General features: G+C 65.0%; 18 protein-coding genes. 15 read left to right on the top strand and 3 right to left on the bottom strand.

The window, feature by feature from the left end:
• The first annotated feature begins 5 nt into the window (after positions 1-5).
• The 4 genes from GM909_RS11495 to GM909_RS11480 all read left to right on the top strand — a co-directional run bounded on the left by GM909_RS11495 (position 6) and on the right by GM909_RS11480 (position 2,988).
• Positions 6-389 (top strand): RNA-binding S4 domain-containing protein, encoded by a 384-nt coding sequence (locus GM909_RS11495; protein ID WP_157016525.1) that lies wholly within the window; start codon positions 6-8, stop codon positions 387-389.
• Positions 390-550: 161 nt separating this feature from the next.
• Positions 551-889, top strand: coding sequence for a ferredoxin FdxA (gene fdxA / locus GM909_RS11490; protein WP_157016524.1), 339 nt, complete (start codon positions 551-553; stop codon positions 887-889).
• Between the two features lie 378 nt (positions 890-1,267).
• Positions 1,268-1,840, top strand: coding sequence for a CarD family transcriptional regulator (locus GM909_RS11485; RefSeq protein WP_157016523.1), 573 nt, complete (start codon positions 1,268-1,270; stop codon positions 1,838-1,840).
• A gap of 281 nt (positions 1,841-2,121) precedes the next feature.
• Positions 2,122-2,988 carry an RNA polymerase factor sigma-32 gene (locus GM909_RS11480; protein WP_235911841.1) on the top strand — a complete coding sequence of 289 codons (867 nt, stop codon included), beginning with the start codon at positions 2,122-2,124 and terminating at the stop codon, positions 2,986-2,988.
• Between the two features lie 308 nt (positions 2,989-3,296).
• Here GM909_RS11480 and GM909_RS11475 read toward each other — a convergent pair whose 3' ends face one another.
• The 3 genes from GM909_RS11475 to GM909_RS11465 form a co-directional block, all read right to left on the bottom strand.
• A complete protein-coding gene (locus GM909_RS11475; protein ID WP_157016522.1) occupies positions 3,297-4,706 on the bottom strand; it encodes a vWA domain-containing protein in 1,410 nt (469 codons plus the stop codon).
• 277 nt (positions 4,707-4,983) lie between these two features.
• Positions 4,984-5,451 carry a thermonuclease family protein gene (locus tag GM909_RS11470; RefSeq protein WP_157016521.1) on the bottom strand — a complete coding sequence of 156 codons (468 nt, stop codon included), beginning with the start codon at positions 5,449-5,451 and terminating at the stop codon, positions 4,984-4,986.
• Between the two features lie 75 nt (positions 5,452-5,526).
• Positions 5,527-5,748, bottom strand: coding sequence for a DUF1674 domain-containing protein (locus tag GM909_RS11465; RefSeq protein WP_157016520.1), 222 nt, complete (start codon positions 5,746-5,748; stop codon positions 5,527-5,529).
• Between the two features lie 103 nt (positions 5,749-5,851).
• Between GM909_RS11465 and htpX the strand changes: the two genes are divergently transcribed.
• The 11 genes from htpX (at position 5,852) to ftsH (ending at position 19,270) form a co-directional block, all read left to right on the top strand.
• The gene (gene htpX, locus GM909_RS11460; RefSeq protein ID WP_157016519.1) at positions 5,852-6,880 is read left to right on the top strand and encodes a zinc metalloprotease HtpX; all 1,029 of its coding nucleotides are present in this window, start codon (positions 5,852-5,854) and stop codon (positions 6,878-6,880) included.
• Between the two features lie 29 nt (positions 6,881-6,909).
• Positions 6,910-8,268, top strand: a complete 1,359-nt coding sequence (locus GM909_RS11455; protein ID WP_235911851.1) for an RsmB/NOP family class I SAM-dependent RNA methyltransferase — start codon at positions 6,910-6,912, stop codon at positions 8,266-8,268.
• 70 nt (positions 8,269-8,338) lie between these two features.
• A complete protein-coding gene (locus GM909_RS11450; RefSeq protein ID WP_198174215.1) occupies positions 8,339-10,087 on the top strand; it encodes a heparinase II/III family protein in 1,749 nt (582 codons plus the stop codon).
• Between the two features lie 269 nt (positions 10,088-10,356).
• Positions 10,357-11,067, top strand: a complete 711-nt coding sequence (tolQ, locus tag GM909_RS11445; RefSeq protein WP_157016517.1) for a protein TolQ — start codon at positions 10,357-10,359, stop codon at positions 11,065-11,067.
• Between the two features lie 7 nt (positions 11,068-11,074).
• Positions 11,075-11,530, top strand: coding sequence for a protein TolR (gene tolR, locus GM909_RS11440; protein ID WP_157016516.1), 456 nt, complete (start codon positions 11,075-11,077; stop codon positions 11,528-11,530).
• A gap of 6 nt (positions 11,531-11,536) precedes the next feature.
• Complete coding sequence (locus GM909_RS11435; protein ID WP_157016515.1) at positions 11,537-12,592, top strand: hypothetical protein; 1,056 nt, start codon at positions 11,537-11,539, stop codon at positions 12,590-12,592.
• Between the two features lie 30 nt (positions 12,593-12,622).
• The gene (gene tolB / locus GM909_RS11430) at positions 12,623-13,939 is read left to right on the top strand and encodes a Tol-Pal system beta propeller repeat protein TolB (protein ID WP_157016514.1); all 1,317 of its coding nucleotides are present in this window, start codon (positions 12,623-12,625) and stop codon (positions 13,937-13,939) included.
• Positions 13,940-14,233: 294 nt separating this feature from the next.
• Positions 14,234-14,740, top strand: a complete 507-nt coding sequence (pal, locus tag GM909_RS11425) for a peptidoglycan-associated lipoprotein Pal (RefSeq protein ID WP_157016513.1) — start codon at positions 14,234-14,236, stop codon at positions 14,738-14,740.
• 175 nt (positions 14,741-14,915) lie between these two features.
• Complete coding sequence (gene ybgF, locus GM909_RS11420; RefSeq protein WP_157016512.1) at positions 14,916-15,863, top strand: tol-pal system protein YbgF; 948 nt, start codon at positions 14,916-14,918, stop codon at positions 15,861-15,863.
• A complete protein-coding gene (gene tilS / locus GM909_RS11415) occupies positions 15,857-17,215 on the top strand; it encodes a tRNA lysidine(34) synthetase TilS (RefSeq protein ID WP_235911838.1) in 1,359 nt (452 codons plus the stop codon). Before ybgF ends, tilS begins: the two co-directional genes overlap by 7 nt.
• Positions 17,216-17,332: 117 nt before the next feature.
• Positions 17,333-19,270, top strand: a complete 1,938-nt coding sequence (ftsH, locus tag GM909_RS11410) for an ATP-dependent zinc metalloprotease FtsH (RefSeq protein ID WP_157016511.1) — start codon at positions 17,333-17,335, stop codon at positions 19,268-19,270.
• The last annotated feature ends 138 nt before the right edge of the window (positions 19,271-19,408 follow it).

Here is a 19,408-nt window from a genome sequence, read left to right as displayed (position 1 = left end):
CGGAGATGGCGCAGGCGGACCGTCAGCGCATCGACAAATGGCTGTTTTTCGCGCGCGTCGTCAAATCGCGCTCGCTTGCCGCCAAGCTGGTCGAGGCCGGGCGTGTCCGGCTGAACCGGGCCAAGACCGACCAGCCGTCGCAGCCCGTGCGGCCGGGCGACGTGCTGACGATCACGCTCGAACGGCGCATCATCGTCTACCGCGTTGTGGCTGCGGGCGAGCGGCGCGGACCGGCGACCGAGGCGCGCCTGCTCTATGAGGACGTGTCGCCCGAGCGGCGGCCGGCGACCGACGCCGAAACCGCGCAGTCGGCCCCGCGCGATCCGGGCCAGGGGCGGCCAACCAAGAAGGAGCGCCGGCAAACCGACCGGCTGCGCGACCCGGACTGAAAGGCCGCCGGGCGGCGGCATCAGCTGCTCCGGATGCGCTTGGAAAACCATTCCGCGCAAGCGGGCCGGCGCGGCAAAGCGCCTCTTGCGCGGCCCCGCCAAAGGGGATACCTCACCCGCCAGATCGAAATTTGTTGCGGGATTGTTCCTGGAGCCGCCCTATGACCTATATCGTCACCGACAATTGCATCCGATGCAAATATATGGACTGCATCGAAGTGTGTCCGGTGGACTGCTTCTACGAGGGCGAAAACATGCTCGTCATCCATCCCGACGAGTGCATCGATTGCGGCGTGTGCGAACCGGAATGTCCTGCCGATGCGATCAAGCCGGACACCGAGCCCGGTCTCGACGACTGGCTGAAGGTCAACACCGAATATGCCGACAAATGGCCGAACATCACGGCCAAGAAGGAGCCGCCGGAGGATGCCAAGGAATTCGACGGCGTCGATGGCAAGTTCGAGAAGTATTTCTCGCCCGAGCCGGGCGAAGGCGACTGACGCATCGCCGCGTGCTTCGTTTTGGGGTCCAGGCTCCCGTCCCAAATTGGCAGCCCGTATACGGCCGATTCGCTACATCAAGGCCTTGACTTGCCGTTGAACGGCCAATTTGTTGATTCTTTCGCATAATTGTGTTATATAGCAACCATCATGCGGGTATTACGACGTCCATTGATGGCGCTTAAGCCTTAATCACCGAAAGGTACGACAACGCATCCGGACCAAGGCGACTTGGCCCCGGCGCAGAACGGAATGTTGTGTGCGTCGGGCCGGCAAATTCCGGCGTTGTCCGCTTGCGCTTGCAGTGCTGTTTGTCCCGCTTCGCCGAATCACGATTCCGGCCGCCAGATGCCGGTTAAAAACAGGAGTTTAAGGCGTATGGCAACCCAGCAGAAGAAGACGGCAACGCGGCAGGGCTTCAAGACCGGCGAGTCGATTGTCTATCCGGCGCATGGCGTCGGCCAGATCGTCGCCATCGAAGAGCAGGAAGTCGCGGGCCACAAGCTGGAACTTTTCGTCATCGATTTTCAAAAAGACAAGATGCGGCTGAAGGTACCGGTGGTCAAGGCTGTGTCGATCGGCATGCGCAAGCTCTCCGAAACCGACTATGTCGACCGTGCGCTGAAGGTGGTTCAGGGCCGCGCCCGGGTCAAGCGCACCATGTGGTCGCGCCGCGCCCAGGAATACGACGCCAAGATCAACTCCGGCGACCTGATCTCGATCTCGGAAGTGGTGCGCGACCTCTATCGCGCCGAGAACCAGCCCGAACAGTCCTATTCGGAGCGCCAGCTCTACGAAGCCGCGCTCGACCGCATGGCGCGGGAAATCGCTGCCGTGAACAAGGTCTCGGAGACCGAGGCGGTGCGCCTGATCGAAGTCAACCTCAACAAGGGCCCGCGCCGCGGCGCCAAGGCCGACAACGAGGAAACCGAGCAGGAAGAAGCGGCGTAACAAGCCCCAATCCATTTCTGTTCTCTGTCAAAGCCCGGCCGGATCAAGGCCGGGCTTTTTCGTTATGGGAAGATCGTTTGCCGGAACCACAGTGGACGCGTGGCGGGCAAGGAACTTTTGCCCCCCGAAAACGTTTCCCCGAAAGCGTTGCCCCGAAAGCGTTGATTGTCCGATTGGTCGTCCATGCGTCGGACGGCGCCGGCGGCGGGTGCAAATGCGCGGCCGGCGAAGCGCTGGGAACGCATAGGACGTGATGTGGACCACGGCAAGCGGAGGCGACGATGAGGCAGCTTGGCCGGATCAGCCGGTCGATGATGCGCGAAGCGATGCGCGCCCCCTATCTGGAGCGCGACGAGGAACACGAACTGGCCGTGAAATGGCGGAAGACGCACGATTGTGCGGCGATGCACCGGATCGCTACGGCGCATATGCGGCTCGTGGTGTCGATGGCGGCGAAATTCCGCCGCTACGGATTGTCGATGAATGATCTGGTGCAGGAAGGCCATATCGGCCTGCTGCAGGCAGCACAGCGCTTCGAACCGGACCGTAACATACGCTTTTCGACTTATGCCTCCTGGTGGATCCGCGCCTCGATCCAGGACTACATCCTGCGCAACTGGTCGATCGTTCGCGGCGGGACGAGTTCGAGCCAGAAGGCGCTGTTCTTCAATCTGCGAAAACTGAGGGCGCGGCTGCACCAGGGGCGGGAACTGTCGCGCGGCGAAATGCACAACGAAATCGCGCTTTGCCTGGGTGTATCGGCCGACGATGTGGCGCTGATGGATTCGCGGCTGTCGACGCCGGATATCTCGCTGAGCCTGCCGCCGGTTGCCGGCGAGGAGGGCAACACGGTTTCGGCGCAGTTCTTCGTCAGCGACGAGCCGCTGCCCGATCAGATCGTCGGTGACGCGATCGATCGCGAGAGGCGCAGGCGCTGGCTGCGCACGGCGCTCCGCGAACTCAACGCCCGCGAGTTGAAGATCATCCGCGAGCGGCGCCTGAAGGAGGACGGCGCGACCCTGGAATCGCTGGGGTCGACGCTCGGCATTTCCAAGGAGCGGGTGCGCCAGATCGAAAGCCGGGCGCTGGAAAAACTGCGCGGCGCCCTCATCAAGGCACATCCCGAAATGGCGCTTATCGGCGCCTGAAGGCCAGGCGTACCCGCCACTGACCAAAGGGGTGGCTTGCGTTGCCGCGCAATCGGTCCCACATTCGGTGCGTGTTCAACGAATCGAAAGGAGGTGATCCAATGTCGAGTGGTTTCGTTTTCCAGGGCGTGGCTTCGACGGATTGCCCTTTCGGGAAGCAGTCTTCCTGATCAGGTGCATTTCGCGCGGCCGGCGGATCTAGGGATCGAAGAATCGGTCGCCTTGGAGCCGCGGACCAGAGCCGCGCCATGGACGGAAGCACGGGGGCCGCCTCATCGGGCGGCCCTTTTGCTTGGGCTCGCGCGGCGCTACTTGATCAGCGACAGGCGCTCGATATTGCCGACGATGGTCTGGAAAGCGTCGTCGAGGTCGTCGCCGGTGGAGGCCTCGAAATAATGCTGGATCGAGCCTTCATCGGGCGAGGCGCAGTTTCGCATGACCTGCTTGGCGCTCCATTTGTCGAGCTGAAAGCCGATCGAGAATATCTCTATGCCATCGTCTTTCATGGCCGCGCAGAAGCGCTCGGCATAGTCGCCGGACTTGGTTTCCTGCCCATTGACATTGACCGTTCTGGTCCGTCCCCAGCGGTCAGTCGTCGTGTAGTCCACGCCCGCATAGGCCGTGTTGAATTCGCCATCCGTCATAAGCACCAGGAACTTGCCGACCTTCTCGGGGTCGTGGGCGGCCGGTTTCGAGCCAGTGGGTAGTTCACTCGCCCACTTCTCCGACAGCATGTACCAGCCCCACTGGATGCCTATCTGTCCGGCGGTCGTGCCCTTGGCTTCGAAATCGTTGATCTCGCCGACGAGCTTTTCTACGTCGGCTGTCAGCGGCACGACCACGGCAGATGGGCAATCGCCGCGATCCAGCCTGTCGTCGCGATTGACCCAGGCGAAATAGTCTTCATCGTCGTTGTTCTGGCGAATGGTCGTAGGTGCCGCGTCGGAAATATCGACCTCGCGATCCTTGTTCTTGCGCTCGGTGGTGCAATCGTCGTCGTGCGGTCCCATTGCCGGTTCCAGCGGTTCGTCCTTCTGTGGCGGCAGGTCTGGTTGATACTTGCCGTATTTCTCCCGGAATACAGTATCGTAGAGCGAACCGACGTTGACCGCCGCAGCATAAGGAACGATCGACACACGCACCCGCGGGTCGTCGGCGTTCTGCCCTTTGAGGAACGATCTGACGGCGTTCTTCGCGGCCACTTTCAGGTCCCGCATCCTTTGCCCTTCCATCGATCCCGTCACGTCGAGCACCATCGCCACCTCGACCGCCTTGTCGGAATAGATCGCCTCGGTCGAGACGCTGACCTTTTGCGACTTGGACATGGAAAACAGCGGAAAGGCGTAGTCGATGTCGACGCTGGCGCCGGCGGCGACGGTGCGCCTGATCGGGTCGATCCTGACATAGTCGAGTGTCAGGCGGTCCTGCTCGGAAAAGCCCAGCACGCCGTTCGCCATGAGGAAGGCGCGGACCATCTCTTCTGCTTCCTCCTGCTCGATCGCGCGCGTCGTGAGGTCGCGCGCCGTCGAAGTGACGGCCGAATCGAGCGCGGCCAGCAGGTTCGAACGCGTATTGGTGATCTGCGCGGTGTTGATGGCGAAGCCGGCCGCCAGCGCCATCAGCACGACCGCCGCGCCGGCCGCGGGCGCGAAGGCGCCGTCTTCACGGCGTGCGAATTGCCGCAGCCGTTGCTTGCATTGCGAAAGCCCTGTCCACATGCCGCCTCTCCATGCGTTGCGTCACGGCCGGGCGATGCAGGATGCCTGCCGTGCTTGCCCTTCTTTGGGGCGGCGTCAGTGAATCAGCGGTAAATATTTGACTTCATTTAATTTTCGGTGATCTGCTGGTAAATGCGCCATTAAGCGGGAAGCTTCAAATCGACAGGAAAACGGGCGCGTGACCTATCCTGCATCCGTCGGGCCTCCCGATGTGTGCCATAACGGCACGCGATGTATCCTTTCGGCACATGATTGTCCCGAAGCCGCACAGGCGGAGCTATTCGCACCAGGGCTGCCGGCGTCCGCCGGCATAGGGCCGGACAAGGCGGCGCGCCAGCATTTCGCCGGTCAGGCCCCGCCCGTCGGCCGTTTCAACATCGGCGAGCACACGCCCGTAATATTTGCCGGCCGATATGTTGGAGATTCTAACCGGCCCCGTGCCGACAAGGGCGGACAGGGCTTCGCGGGCACGTGCGGCGGTCCGTCTTTCCTCTTCACATGCGGCCCGTGTTTCCGGCGCGTCGATGCCGCGCAGGCGGATCGTCGCGGTGACCACGTGGCCGGGCCAGATCGTCGCTTCGGCAACCAGCGTGTCGCCGTCGATGATGCGCAGCACGTGCGCCTCGACCGGGCCGGGAAAATCGCCCTTTGCCGCCGCCGCAAGGGCTGGAGCGGCTGCGCCGGAGAATGCGGCGCACAGCGCGACGCAACAAAGAAGACGGTGAAGAGTGGCGTTTAGCGACATTCTAGGTATTTATTCCTAGAATGCATTGAATGCAAGCCGTTTCGTCCCGGCATGCGCCATGCCTGACGGGATCGGTCAGAAATCGCTCGCTATGCCCTTGACCTCCCAGTCGCCGTAGCGGCCGGGCTCAAGCCCGCCGCGTCCGCCCAGCTCCTTCGGCATGGCGGTCTCCTTGCGGCGATAGTCGGCCCGGCGGGCCTCCGCCTCGGCCAGCGCGCGGCGGGCGGCGGGCGGCAACGGCCTGGCCGGGGCACTGCTGTCCGGGCTGGCGGCCTTGTCCCTGTTCGTTTCGTCCATCCTGCGGCGCCTTGTGCAATATTGAAGTGGTCATGCGGCTTCCCCATCATATAAGGGATTGCAGGCGCAAAAGCGAAGCCTTCGGCGCGATTGGAGAATCCTGATGAACATGATCCGCACGGCAATGCTGATCGCCGTCATGACGGCACTGTTTATGGCGGTGGGTTATGTCGTGGGCGGCGCCGGCGGCATGATGATCGCATTTCTCATCGCGGCGGCGATGAACCTGTTTTCCTACTGGAACGCCGACAAGATGGTGCTGCGCATGCACCACGCCGTCGAGGTCGACGAGGCCAGCGCGCCGCAATTGTTTAAGATCGTGCGCGGCCTGTCGCACAATGCCGGGCTTCCCATGCCCAAGGTCTATCTGATCGAGAACCCGCAGCCCAACGCGTTTGCCACCGGGCGCAATCCGCAAAACGCCGCCGTCGCCGCGACGACCGGGCTTCTGGAGCGGCTCACCTATGAGGAAGTCGCCGCCGTCATGGCGCATGAGCTGGCCCATGTGCAAAACCGCGACACGCTGACCATGACGATCACTGCCACGCTTGCCGGCGCCATCTCCATGCTGGGCAATTTCGCCTTCTTTTTGGGCGGCGGCCGCAACAACAACAATCCCTTCGGCTTCGTCGGGGTGCTGATCGCGATCATCGTCGCGCCCTTCGCCGCGATGCTGGTGCAGATGGCGGTCAGCCGCACGCGCGAATATTCCGCCGATCGGCGCGGCGCGGAGATTTGCGGTCATCCGCTGTGGCTCGCCTCCGCGCTCGGCAAGATCGCCGGCGCCGCCCATCAGATCCGCAATGCCGATGCCGAGCGCAATCCGGCCTCTGCGCACATGTTCATCATCAATCCGCTGACCGGCGAGCGGGCCGACAGCCTGTTTTCGACCCATCCGAACACCGAAAACCGCATCGCCGCGCTCCAGCAGATGGCCGGCCAAACCGGCACCGGTGGCAACAGTCCGGATGGCGGGCGGGGCGTGCCGCGCGAGCCGGATCGTACCGCCGCGCCCGAGGCTGGTCCCTGGGGTGGCGGACAGGCCGGGCCGCGCAACGATCCGAAACCGAAAGAGGCTCGTTCCGATCCCTGGAGCCGCAACCCGACCGGGCCGAAAGGTCCGTGGTCGTGACGAACCCTGCGGTTCGGCGTTCGCGGCAGGTGCGCCACGGCTCCGATCGCGCGGCCGCGGGCCCGCCCGACATTCCGGGCCTTGCCGCGCGCGCGGCTGCCGCACGCCTTTTGGCGGCCGTCATCGATGCGAAGACGCCGCTCGACGGGTTGACCGACGCCGAGCATGGCCACCCGCAATATCTGGCGCTGGAACCACGCGACCGGTCGCTCGTCAGGGCCATCCTGGCGACGACGCTGCGCTTCCGCGTCACGATCTCGAAACTGATCGAGAGCAGGCTGGAGCGGCCCTTGCCTGCCAAAGCGACGCAGCTCTCCCATATTCTGCATGTCGGGGCTGCGCAGATCCTGTTTCTCGACGTGCCCGACAGCGCGGCGGTCAATCTGGCGGTCAGCCACGCACGGTCCGACCCGCGCACGACCCGCTTTGCAGGCCTTGTCAATGCGGTCCTGCGCGAACTGGCGCGACGCAAGGAACGCGCGTTGCCCAAGGTGCTTGCCGAAACCGCCGATGCGCCCGACTGGTTAGCCCAGCGGCTTGCTGCAGCCTATGGTCCCGAAAAGGCGGCTGTCATTCTCGATCTTCAGCGCAGCGAGGCACCGACCGATTTCACGGTCAAGGCCGACCTGGCCGGCTGGGCGGAGCGTTTCGGCGGCATCGTGCTGCCGACGGGCACGGTGAGGGTGGCAAAGCTGGACGGGGCGGTTGCCGATCTCGACGGCTTCGCCGATGGCGCGTGGTGGGTCCAGGATGCCGCGGCGGGCCTGCCGGCGCGCATGCTCGGCGATGTTGCCGGCTTGCGGGTCGCCGATCTGTGCGCGGCGCCCGGCGGCAAGACGGCGCAACTCGCCATGGCCGGGGCAAAGGTCACGGCCGTCGACGTATCGGCAAACCGGCTCAAGCGGCTGCAAGCCAATCTGCAGCGGCTGAAGCTCGATGCCGAGATCGTCCAGGCCGATCTTCTCAAATGGCAGCCGGAACGGCCCTTCGACGCGGTGCTGATCGATGCGCCCTGTTCGTCGACCGGCACGGTGCGCCGCCATCCGGACGTTCCCTGGACCAAGAGCCCCGCCGACATCGAAAAGCTGGCGCACTTGCAGCGCCGCCTGCTCGAACGCGCCGTGACTTTTGTGCGGCCCGGCGGACGGATCGTCTTTTCCAACTGCTCGCTCGACCCGCTCGAAGGCGAGGAACTTGCGGCGGCCTTTCTTCGCGAGACAGGTGCCGTGGAGAGCGATCCGCTGCAGCCCGGCGAGATCGCAGGCTGCGATGATTTCATCGATCCCGAAGGTCGGCTGCGCACGACGCCGGCCGATCTGCCGCATGCCGACAAGACGCTTTCCGGCCTAGACGGCTTCTTTGCGGCACGGTTTCGCCGCCGCGCCTGAGGTCAGTGCATTTTTAAGTGTCACAGAGACCGTTGAATCATATAGGCTATTCGCGGAATTCGTTCGAGGGATGCGGCAATTGTCGAATGCAGCGGGACATTCTCCGCGCTTGTGGGGACTTGTCGCCAGGGAGATATGGCGGCGTGCGCGGCGGCGCATACGCACCGGGCCCGTCTATCGTTGGCGCTTCGCCGGGCGTACACCCGAGCGGGTTCTGATCGCGCCGCCCGACCTGCGCCTCGCCGACCCGCAGATCGCCAGCGAAATCTATTTCGGGCGTTTCCCGCTGGCCGGCCGGATGGTCGACACCGGCGGCCGCTCGCCTTTCGAGATCCAGGAAGCGAGCGCGGCATGGAAGCGCTCGCTCAACAGCTTTCGCTGGCTGCGCCATCTGCGCGAGGCCGGCACCGAGCTGGCGGCCGGCAATGCCCGCGCGCTGGTCGGCGACTGGATCGCCGTCCACGGCTCACACATTGAAGGGCTCGCCTGGGAACCGGCGGTCACGGCGCGCCGGGTGATGGCCTGGATGCAGCATTCGACCGTGGTCCTGCAGGGGGCGGAGTTTTCTTTCTATCGCGCCTTTTTGAGGTCGCTGGCCGTGCAGATACGCTATCTGCGCTCCATGGCGCCGGATATGCCGGACGGCGAGGAAAGACTGCGCGCCCGCATCGCGCTTGCCTTCGCCGCCCTTTCCCTGCCGGTCTCGACTGCCACCTTGCGCAGCGCCACGCGCAATCTCGCTGATGAGCTCGATCGGCAGATCCTGCCTGACGGCGGCCATATCTCGCGCAACCCGATGGCGGTCCTGGAACTGCTGGCCGATCTCCTGCCGCTTCGCCAGACCTATGCCAATCAGGGCCAGACGCCCCCGCCGGCGCTGCTCGGAGCCACCGACCGCATGCTGCCGGCGCTGCGCTTCTTCCGCCACCAGGATGGCAGCCTGGCGCGTTTCAACGGCATGGGCGCGACGATACCCGACCGCATTGCTGCAATCCTTCGTCTCGACGACACGGCCGGGCAGCCGCTGCTTCACGCGCCGCATTCAGGCTATGAGCGCCTTTCGGTCGGCACGACCACCGTGATCGCCGATACCGGGATGCCGCGCGCGATCGAGGTTTCGGCCGGCGCTCACGCCGGTTGCCTTTCCTTCGAGATGTCGGCCGACCGGCGGCCCTTCATCGTCAATGCGGGCGTGGACGCCTACGGGCCGGCCGAATACCGCGTCCTGGCGCGCGCGACGGCCGCCCATTCGACGGCAACGCTGAATGACACCTCGTCCTGCCGGTTCACCTCGTCGGGCCGCATCCAGCGGCTCATCGGCACGGCGCTTGTCGCGGGGCCGAAACGGGTGCGCGTGCGCCGCACCGACCGTGACGAGACGCAGGGCTTCGCCGCCGCCCATGACGGCTATGTCGCGCCCTTCGGGCTGGTGCACGAACGCGAGCTGTCGCTGTCGGGCGATGGCGGGCAGTTGAGCGGCTCCGACCGTTTCCGCCGCCCCAACGGCCAGCCGCCGCGCACCGGCGCGCGCGACAGGGCGGCGATCCGCTTTCATATCCATCCAGACACCGAGCTCATGCGCGATCCGGACGACCGGCTGGTGCTGTATGCGCAGGGCGCGCCGGCCTGGACCTTTTCGTGCGAGGAGATCGCGCCGGCGGTCGAGGAGTCCATCTTCTTTGCCGGAATCTCCGGCCCGCGGCGCAATCTGCAGATCGTGCTCGACGTCCCGTTGGCGCAGACGAGCGAGGTTCGCTGGCGTTTCATGCGCACCGAAATCGAGGATGCGGGCGAGCAGGGCGCTGATCGCGCGCAGTGATTCGCAGCCGATTTCCGGCGTTGCGCTCTCCTGCGGACCCGGCATGCGGCAGGCATGTTTCCTAACTCATCCTTAACCATGATGCTGCATGAGTAAGATGGTTAATTTCCGGAAAAATCGCGGCGCCTTCGTTTTACCAAGATTAAACCGGAAAACGCCGCAAAAGGCGTATCGGGGTGGTATCGAGCCTTCTGCGGGTCCGGTTCGACAGGGATGATGCGTCGGGCTTCGCTGGCCGCCGCCTCGCAATCTTTAAGGACAGGATGTCAATGGAATCACTCGCTCTTGTAGAGCCGACCGCAAGCCTGTCGATCTGGACGCTGTTCTGGCAGGCCGGCTGGGTCGTCAAGCTGGTCATGATCGGGCTGCTGTGCGCCTCGATCTGGACCTGGGCAATCATCATCGACAAGGCCGTCGCGTTCGGCCGCATGCGTGCCGCTCTCAATCGCTTCGAGCAGGTCTTCTGGTCCGGACAGTCGCTGGAGGAGCTCTACCGTTCGCTGTCGGAGCGCAAGACCTCCGGCATGGGGTCGATCTTCGTCGCCGCCATGCGCGAATGGAAGAAGAGTTTCGAAAAGGGCGCCAAATCGCCGCTCGCGCTGCAGACGCGCATCGACAAGGCGATGGATCTCGCCCTGACCCGGGAGATGGAGGGGCTGGAGGGACGGCTCGGCTTCCTCGCCACCGTCGGCGCCTCGGCGCCCTTCATCGGGCTTTTCGGCACGGTGGTGGGCATCATGACCTCCTTCCAAGCGATCGCCGGGTCGAAATCGACCAATCTCGCCGTCGTCGCGCCGGGCATTGCCGAGGCGCTGCTGGCCACCGCGATCGGCCTGCTGGCGGCCATTCCGGCCGTCGTCGCCTACAACAAGCTTTCATCCGACGCTGGCAAGCTGGCCGTTCGCATGGAGGGATTTGCCGACGAGTTCTCGGCCATCCTTTCACGTCAGATCGACGAAAAAGTCGCGACAAAGGGCTGAAACACTCATGGGCATGTCCATCGGACAGACGGGCGGCCGCGGCGGCCGCGGACACAGGCGGCGGGGACGCCACCACGGCCTGATGGCGGAAATCAACGTGACGCCGTTCGTCGACGTCATGCTGGTGCTCCTGATCATTTTCATGGTGGCGGCGCCGCTCTTGACGGTCGGCGTGCCGATCGATCTTCCCGAGACGCAGGCCAAGGCGCTCAATTCGGATACGCAGCCGATCACCGTGTCGGTCAACCCGCAGGGCCAGATCTTCCTTCAGGAAACCGAGATTCCGATCGACGAGGTGGTCGCCAAGCTGAAGGCGATCGCGCGCGCCGGATATGAGGAACGCATCTATGTGCGCGGCGACAGATCAGCCGATTACGGCACGGTGATGCGCGTCATGGCGCGCATTTCCGCGGCCGGGTTCCACAATCTCGGCCTCGTCACGCTGCAGGAAGAGGACAGCTGATCGGCGATGAAGATCGGCCTCGTCACATCGACCGCTTTGCATGTGGTGGTCCTGGGCTTCGGCCTGGTGAGCCTGCAGGCGCCGCGCGCCTTCGAGGCGGCCGATGTCGAATCGCTGCCGGTCGACATCGTGCCCATCGAGGAGATCACCCAGATCCAGGACGGCGACAAGAAGGCTCCGATGACGGAAACGCCGGCGCCATTGCCCACCGAGCGGCCCGACATCGTGCCCGATGCGCGCAAGGTCGGCGAGAACGACGTCGACACCGAGGCTGCGCCGGTTCCCGACACCAAGCCGAAGCCGGTCGAGACGGCGGCGCTGCCGGAGCCGTCGCCGGAGCCCGCACCCGACCCGACGCCGGAGCCCGAGGTGGAACAGCCGCAGGCGAACGAGCCCGAACCCGTGCCGGCCACGGAAGTGGAGCCGCAGCCGCAGCCGCGCCAGGAGGTCACGCCCGACCCCACGCCGGAGGCGGCCGAGCCGGAAGAAGCCGAAGCCGAGAACGCCCATCTGCCGCAGACGGCGCCCGCGCCGCAGGCTCGGCCCGAGCCGCCCAAGGCGCAGACCGCCAAGGCGCCGGACCGCAAGACGTCCGAAAAGCCGGCCACCAAGCAGGCCCAGAAGCCCGAATCCGACGAGAAGGAATTCGACGCCGACGAGGTGGCCGCCCTCCTCAACAAGCAGACGCCGTCCGGCGGCGGCGCCAAGCGCTCGACGCAGGAAGCCTCGCTCGGCGGCCGCAACCCGACAGGCGGCGAGAAGCTTTCGCAAAGCGAGATGGACGCGCTGCGCCAGCGCCTGGGAAGCTGCTGGAACGTGCCTGCCGGTGTCGACGATGCCGACGCGCTCAAGGTCTCGGTGCGTTTCCGCCTTGATCGCTCGGGCAACCTGGAAGGGCGGCCGGAGGTCATCAAGGGCGGTGCCAGTTCGGGTCCCCGGCGGATCGCCGCCGAATCGGCGGTGCGTGCCGTTCAGAAATGCGAGCCGTTCAATCTGCCCTCCGACAAATATCAGACCTGGGCCGAGGTCGTGGTCAATTTCGACCCGAGCGACATGTTCTGAGCCCGGACCGACAAGACAGAAGGTTTTGACATGAAGATCACCCTCAGACCCCTGGCTCTTGCCGCCGCCTTCGTCGCCGGCTTTGCGGCCGTGCTGACCGGGCCCGCGCAGGCGCTGGTCGAGATCGACGTCAACAAAGGCAATATCGAGCCGCTGCCGATCGCCATCACAGACTTCCTCGCCGCCGACGCGACCGGCGCCGAGATATCCGAGATCGTCGCCGCCGACCTGCGCCGCTCGGGCCTGTTCGCGCCCATCGACAAGGGCGCCTTCATCGAGAAGATCTCCAATCCGGACGTCGCGCCGCGCTTCGAGGACTGGAAGGTTATCAACGCCCAGGCGCTGGCCACCGGTCGCGTGACGCAGGAAGCCGACGGCCGGCTGCGCGTCGAGTTTCGCCTGTGGGACACATTTGCCGGCCAGCAGATGCTCGGCGAGCAATTCTTCGCCTCGCAGACCAACAAGCGGCGCGTGGCGCACATCATCGCCGACGCGATCTATGAGCGGTTGACCGGCGAGAAGGGCTATTTCGACACGCGAATCGTGTTCATCGACGAATCGGGGCCGAAGAACCAGCGCAAGAAGCGCCTGGCGATCATGGACCAGGACGGAGCCAATGTGCGCTACCTGTCCGATGGACGGTCGATCGCGCTGACGCCGCGCTTTTCGCCGACGCGCCAGGAAATCACCTACATGTCCTATGAGAGCGGCCAGCCGAAGGTCTATCTCCTGCAGATCGAGACCGGGCAACGCGAACTGGTCGGCAACTTTCCGGGCATGACATTTGCGCCACGCTTCTCGCCCGACGGCCAGAAGGTGATCATGAGCCTGCTGCGCGACGACGGCAATTCCAATATCTACACGCTCGATCTGAGAAGCCGTTCGACGACGCGGCTGACCGATTCCAACGCCATCGACACGTCTCCGTCCTATTCGCCCGACGGCAACCAGATCGTGTTCACCTCCGACCGCGGCGGTCGCGCGCAGATCTACGTGATGAACGCGGACGGCTCGAACCAGCGCCGCATCTCGTTCGGCGACGGCAGCTATTCGACCCCGGTCTGGTCGCCGCGCGGCGATCTCGTCGCCTTCACCAAGCAGACGGGCGGTCAGTTCGCCATCGGCGTCATGCGCACCGACGGCTCGGGCGAGCGCATTTTGTCATCGGGCTTTCTGGAGGAGGGTCCGACCTGGGCGCCCAACGGGCGCGTCTTGATGTTCTTCCGCGAGGCAGCCGGCTCGGGCGGGCCGCGCCTTTACTCCATCGACCTGACGGGGCGCAACCAGCAGCCGGTTCCCGCACCCAATTTCGCCTCGGATCCTGCCTGGTCGCCGCTGCTCGAGTAAATTGGGGCAGTGATGCCGCGTTTCCGCCCCAATTGGGCCTACGGTGCACGGCAGACGACAGCAGACGCGGTTAGCGCGCGTTTGCTTCAAACGGAAACGTTTGAAGCAAAGATATGCGCGCCAGCTCAATATGTTGGAGCATGCACCTTTCGCTCAAACGATTCCGTTTGAGCGGGACATGCTCTAAGGGTGGACGCCAAAAGAATTCGTTAACCGCGTTTGTTGGTGCTCGGTTAACCGCAATGTGGTTACTGAATCTCGAACGAAACGCCAATTTGCGAAGGAGAGGCGGCCATGCGCCGTAGCGCAGCACTGATCAAGATTCCCGCCGTCATCGCCCTGTTCGCCGCGCTCACCGTTGCGGGCTGTGCCTCGAAGAACAACGTTCCCAACAATGCGGCAGATCTGGGTCTGGGCTCGGCGACGCCCGGCTCGACCCAGGAATTCACCGTCAATGTCGGCGACCGCATCTTCTTCGACACCGATTCCTCGGTCGTCAGGGCCGATGCACAGCAGACACTGGCGAAGCAGGCGCAGTGGCTGAAGCAGTATCCGAACTATTCTCCGGTCACGATCGAAGGCCATGCCGACGAACGCGGTACGCGCGAATACAACCTGGCGCTCGGTGCCAGGCGCGCCGCCGCAGCGCGCGATTTCCTTGTTTCCCAGGGCATTGCCGCCAGCCGGCTGAAGACCATCTCCTACGGCAAGGAACGACCCGTCGCAGTGTGTGACAACATCTCCTGCTGGTCACAGAACCGGCGCGCCGTGACGGTGCTCCAGGGTGGCGCAGGCAGCTGATCGGCGACACTGGAAACGAACCGGAAAGGGCGGTCGGACGACCGCCCTTTCGTCGTTTATGACCAGCCCATGAGGCAAGCAGGAGCGGCAAATCAAAATTTGGCCGAACTTGGCCTGCCTGATATGGTCCAGCCGGCCCCACGGGGCCGAATTTGATTTCCACGGCGAGACAGACATGAATCTCAGGTCATTGATTTTGGCTTTCGTCGGTATGCCCATGCTTGCGGCGACGCAGGCCTCGGCGGGTCCGACCTTTTCTGCCGGCGGGCATCTTGCGGACTGGACCGCGCGGAGCGGCCCTGCAATGCCCATCGTGCGGGTACAGGCCAGCGATCCGCGCATCACCGCTCTGGAGGAGCAGGTGCGCCAACTCAACGGCAGGCTGGAAGAGCTCAACTTCCTGATCCTGCAGATGCAGGACGAGGTGCGAAAGATGCAGGAGGACAACGAGTTCCGCCTGCAGCAGTTGGAGGACCAACGCACCGATGCCGGGTCGGCATCGCGCCAGCGCGACGTGGCGAGCGAGCAGCCGGCAAACGAGACGGCGGTAACGGGCAGTGCCGGGAGCGGCGATCCGCCCCGGACCCTCGGCTCGGTCACCTTCGATGCCGACGGCAATCCGACCAGCGGCACCATCGAGACCGATGGCGCGTTGCCGGGTGTCGCAAACTCGGGCACGGCCCGCACGACGAACGGCCAGGCCACCGACGACACCGTGGTCGCGGCGCTGCCGCGCACCGACAGCCCGGACGAACTCTACCGCAATTCCTATGATTTCATCCTGTCGGGCGACTATCGCACCGCCGAGGCGGGGTTCCGCGAGCATATCAAGCGCTTTCCCGACGATCCCAAGGCGGCGGACGCCCATTACTGGCTGGGTGAGGCGCTGCTCGGCAGGGAGCAATATCGCGATGCGGCGGAAGTCTTTCTCGCGGCAAGCCAGGATTACGCGGATTCGGGCAAGGCGCCCGACATGCTGTTGAAACTGGGCATATCCCTGGCGGCGCTCAATCAGCGCGATGTCGCCTGCGCCACCTATGCCGAGATCAGTAAGCGCTACACGGACGCGAGCGCCGCCCTGAAGGATCGCGTCAAGCAGGAACAGGCGCTCGCCGGTTGCTGAACGGATCGCATGCGGCGCAATTCGCCACGCTCTTCGACGGACTGGACTTTCGCCCCGGGCGCACCGTCATTGCCGCCGTTTCCGGCGGCAGCGATTCGACCGCCCTGCTCCTTCTGCTTCAAGACCATCTGCAACGCACCGCGCTTCAGGTCCCGCTTCTCGCGGTGACGGTGGACCACGGGTTGCGCCTGGAAGCGGCCGACGAAGCGCGGCAGGTTGCAGCGCTATGCGCCAGCCGCGGCATTGCCCAAAGAACGCTGCGCTGGGAAGGCGAGAAGCCCGGGGCGGCACTTTCGGCGACGGCGCGCGAGGCCCGCTATCGCCTGCTGGGCGAAGCGGCGGCGGATAGCGGTGCCGGGTTGATCCTCACCGGCCATACGCGCGACGACCAGGCCGAAACGGTTTATATGCGGCGGCGGCGCGGCGACGGGCGCGGCCTTGCCGGGATGGCTGCCGTGACGCTTTTCGACGGGCGCTTCTGGATCGTCCGGCCGCTGCTCGAAACCGCGCGCGCCGATCTGCGCGCTTTGCTTGAAGCCGAAGGGGTTGGCTGGATCGACGATCCGAGCAACACGGACATGGCGAGCGAGCGGGCGCGGGCGCGCAAGGCGTTGAGCGGAGAGAGAGCGGCGCGTCAGAGTGAGGAGACGCTGGTGCTGGCCGGCAAGGCGGCCGGCGCGCGTGTCGCCGAGGGGCGGATGGCGGCGCGGCTCATCGAGACAGGTGCGCGGCTCGTTTCGCCCGGGCTGGTCGAACTCGGCCCGGCCATTTCCGAGGCGGACGCTGGGGCCGGCGACCTTGCCCTTCGCATCCTGCTTGCTGCGGTGAGCGGACGCGAGCATCTGGCCGACGCCGCGCGCGCCGCAAAGATGCGGGCCCGGTTGCGGCAAGGGCCATTCCGTTCCACGCTCGGCGGCGCCGTTCTCGATCATCGCAAGGCCGGCACCTTCCTGTACCGCGAACGCCGCGCCGGCTGGACGGGCGCGATGCCGGCCAGACCTGGCGCGACGTGGGACGGCCGCTATCGTCTTTCCGGTGACGCGACATTGCCGCAAGGCGCCGTCATCGAGGCTGCCGGTCCCGTTCTCGCCACTGCGCGGGCGCGGGACCACGTCGGACCGCCTCCCGCTCTCGTGCGCGCCGGGCTCGCTACGCAGCCCGTTATCCGCCGGCGCGATGCCTGCGGGACCGAGGAGATCGTGCCGCTCGCCGCTTCCCTGTTTGAGCGCCTGCCGGCGCCCTGGGCGCGGTTCCTGCCGGGCTTCGACATGGCCCCGGCGGCCGCTGTGGCCGGCCTCTTCGACTGTGCTGAAATACCGCCCTCGCCTTGGCCCGGTCACAATGCCGCATAATGTGCTTAACCCAACCGCTGTGTCCGGCTTGGCAAGGACCGGAGGCCTCCCTATGTTAAGGCCAATACTTCCACACAAGAAGGCGCGCCCCGTATGGAGCGCGCATGGGACCCGCCGATGAATCCAAATTACCGCAACCTCGCGCTCTGGGCGATCATCGCAGTATTGCTGATTGCCCTGTTCAATCTGTTCCAGACGCCGCAGCAGCGTGGCAACATGCGCGAAGTCGCCTATTCGGAATTCATCCAGGACGTGTCGTCCGGCCGGGTGAAGTCGGTGACCATTTCGGGTGAGCGCATTACCGGTTCCTACCGGGACGGCGGCGCATCCTTCCAGACCTATTCGCCGGGCGACTCCTCGCTCGTGCAGCGGCTGGAGGAAAAGGATGTGACGATCAATGCGCGCCCCGAATCGGACGGCTCCAACAGCCTGTTCGGCTATCTGATCTCCTGGCTGCCGATGATCCTGATCCTCGGCGTGTGGATATTCTTCATGCGCCAGATGCAGTCGGGCTCGGGCCGTGCCATGGGTTTCGGCAAGTCCAAGGCCAAGCTTCTGACCGAGGCGCATGGCCGCGTGACCTTCCAGGACGTGGCCGGTGTCGACGAGGCCAAGGAGGATCTCGAGGAGATCGTCGAGTTCCTGCGTGACCCGCAGAAGTTCCAGCGCCTTGGCGGCAAGATACCGCGCGGCGTTCTGCTGGTCGGCCCGCCCGGAACCGGCAAGACGCTGCTCGCTCGCTCGGTCGCCGGCGAAGCGAATGTCCCGTTCTTCACGATCTCCGGTTCCGACTTCGTCGAGATGTTCGTCGGCGTCGGCGCATCGCGCGTGCGCGACATGTTCGAGCAGGCCAAGAAGAACGCGCCCTGCATCATCTTCATCGACGAGATCGACGCGGTCGGGCGTCATCGCGGCGCCGGGCTGGGCGGCGGCAATGACGAGCGCGAGCAGACGCTGAACCAGCTGCTCGTCGAGATGGACGGCTTCGAGGCCAATGAGGGCATCATCCTGATCGCGGCCACCAACCGGCCCGACGTGCTCGACCCGGCGCTTTTGCGTCCCGGCCGCTTCGACCGCCAGGTCGTCGTGCCCAATCCGGACATCGCCGGCCGCGAGAAGATTTTGAAGGTGCATGTGCGCAACGTGCCGCTGGCGCCCAATGTCGACCTCAAGATCGTGGCGCGCGGCACACCGGGCTTTTCCGGTGCCGATCTGGCCAACCTGGTCAACGAGGCGGCGCTGATGGCGGCGCGGCGCAACAAGCGCCTGGTCACCATGGCCGAATTCGAGGACGCCAAGGACAAGGTCATGATGGGTGCCGAACGCCGCTCGCACGCCATGACGCAGGAAGAAAAGGAACTGACCGCCTTCCACGAGGCCGGCCATGCCATTGTGGCGCTCAACGTGCCCAAGGCCGATCCGGTCCACAAGGCGACGATCATTCCGCGCGGCCGCGCCCTTGGCATGGTCATGCAGCTTCCCGAGGGCGACCGCTATTCGATGAGCTACATGTGGATGATCTCCAGGCTCGCCATCATGATGGGCGGGCGCGTGGCCGAAGAACAGAAGTTCGGCAAGGAGAACATCACCTCGGGTGCGGCTTCCGACATCGAGCAGGCGACCAAGCTTGCCCGCGCCATGGTCACGCAATGGGGCTTTTCGGACGAGCTCGGCCAGGTCGCCTATGGCGAGAACCAGGAAGAGGTGTTCCTCGGCCATTCGGTGGCGCGTCATCAGAACATGTCGCAGGAGACCCAGCAGAAGATCGACAGCGAGGTGCGCCGCCTGATCGACGAGGCCTATACCACGGCGCGCGACATCCTGACCAAGAAGAAGAAGGACTGGGTGGCGATCGCCGAAGGCCTGCTCGAATACGAAACGCTGTCGGGCGACGAGATCCTGGCGCTGATCAGGGGCGAACGGCCCTCGCGCGATATCGGCGACGACACCCCGCCCAGCAGAGGCTCCGCCGTGCCCAAGACCGGTGCGCGCAAGCAGAGCAAGAAGGGTGGCGAAGAGCCCGATGCGGGCATGGAGCCGCAACCGCAGGGCTAGCGACCTAGATCATAGCGCGAAGCCATGATGCCACCGGCATCGTGGCTGCTCGTTGGAATCGTTTGAGCGAAAGGTACATGCTCCAACCGGGGCGGCCGTGACTTCGTCGACAAGGCAGGCCAAGGGCTGCTGCGGCGC

The sequence above is a fragment of the Mesorhizobium xinjiangense genome (genome assembly GCF_009749525.1).
GTDB classification, from domain to species: domain Bacteria; phylum Pseudomonadota; class Alphaproteobacteria; order Rhizobiales; family Rhizobiaceae; genus Mangrovimarina; species Mangrovimarina xinjiangensis.
This window is presented reverse-complemented; position numbering and strand designations above follow the sequence as displayed.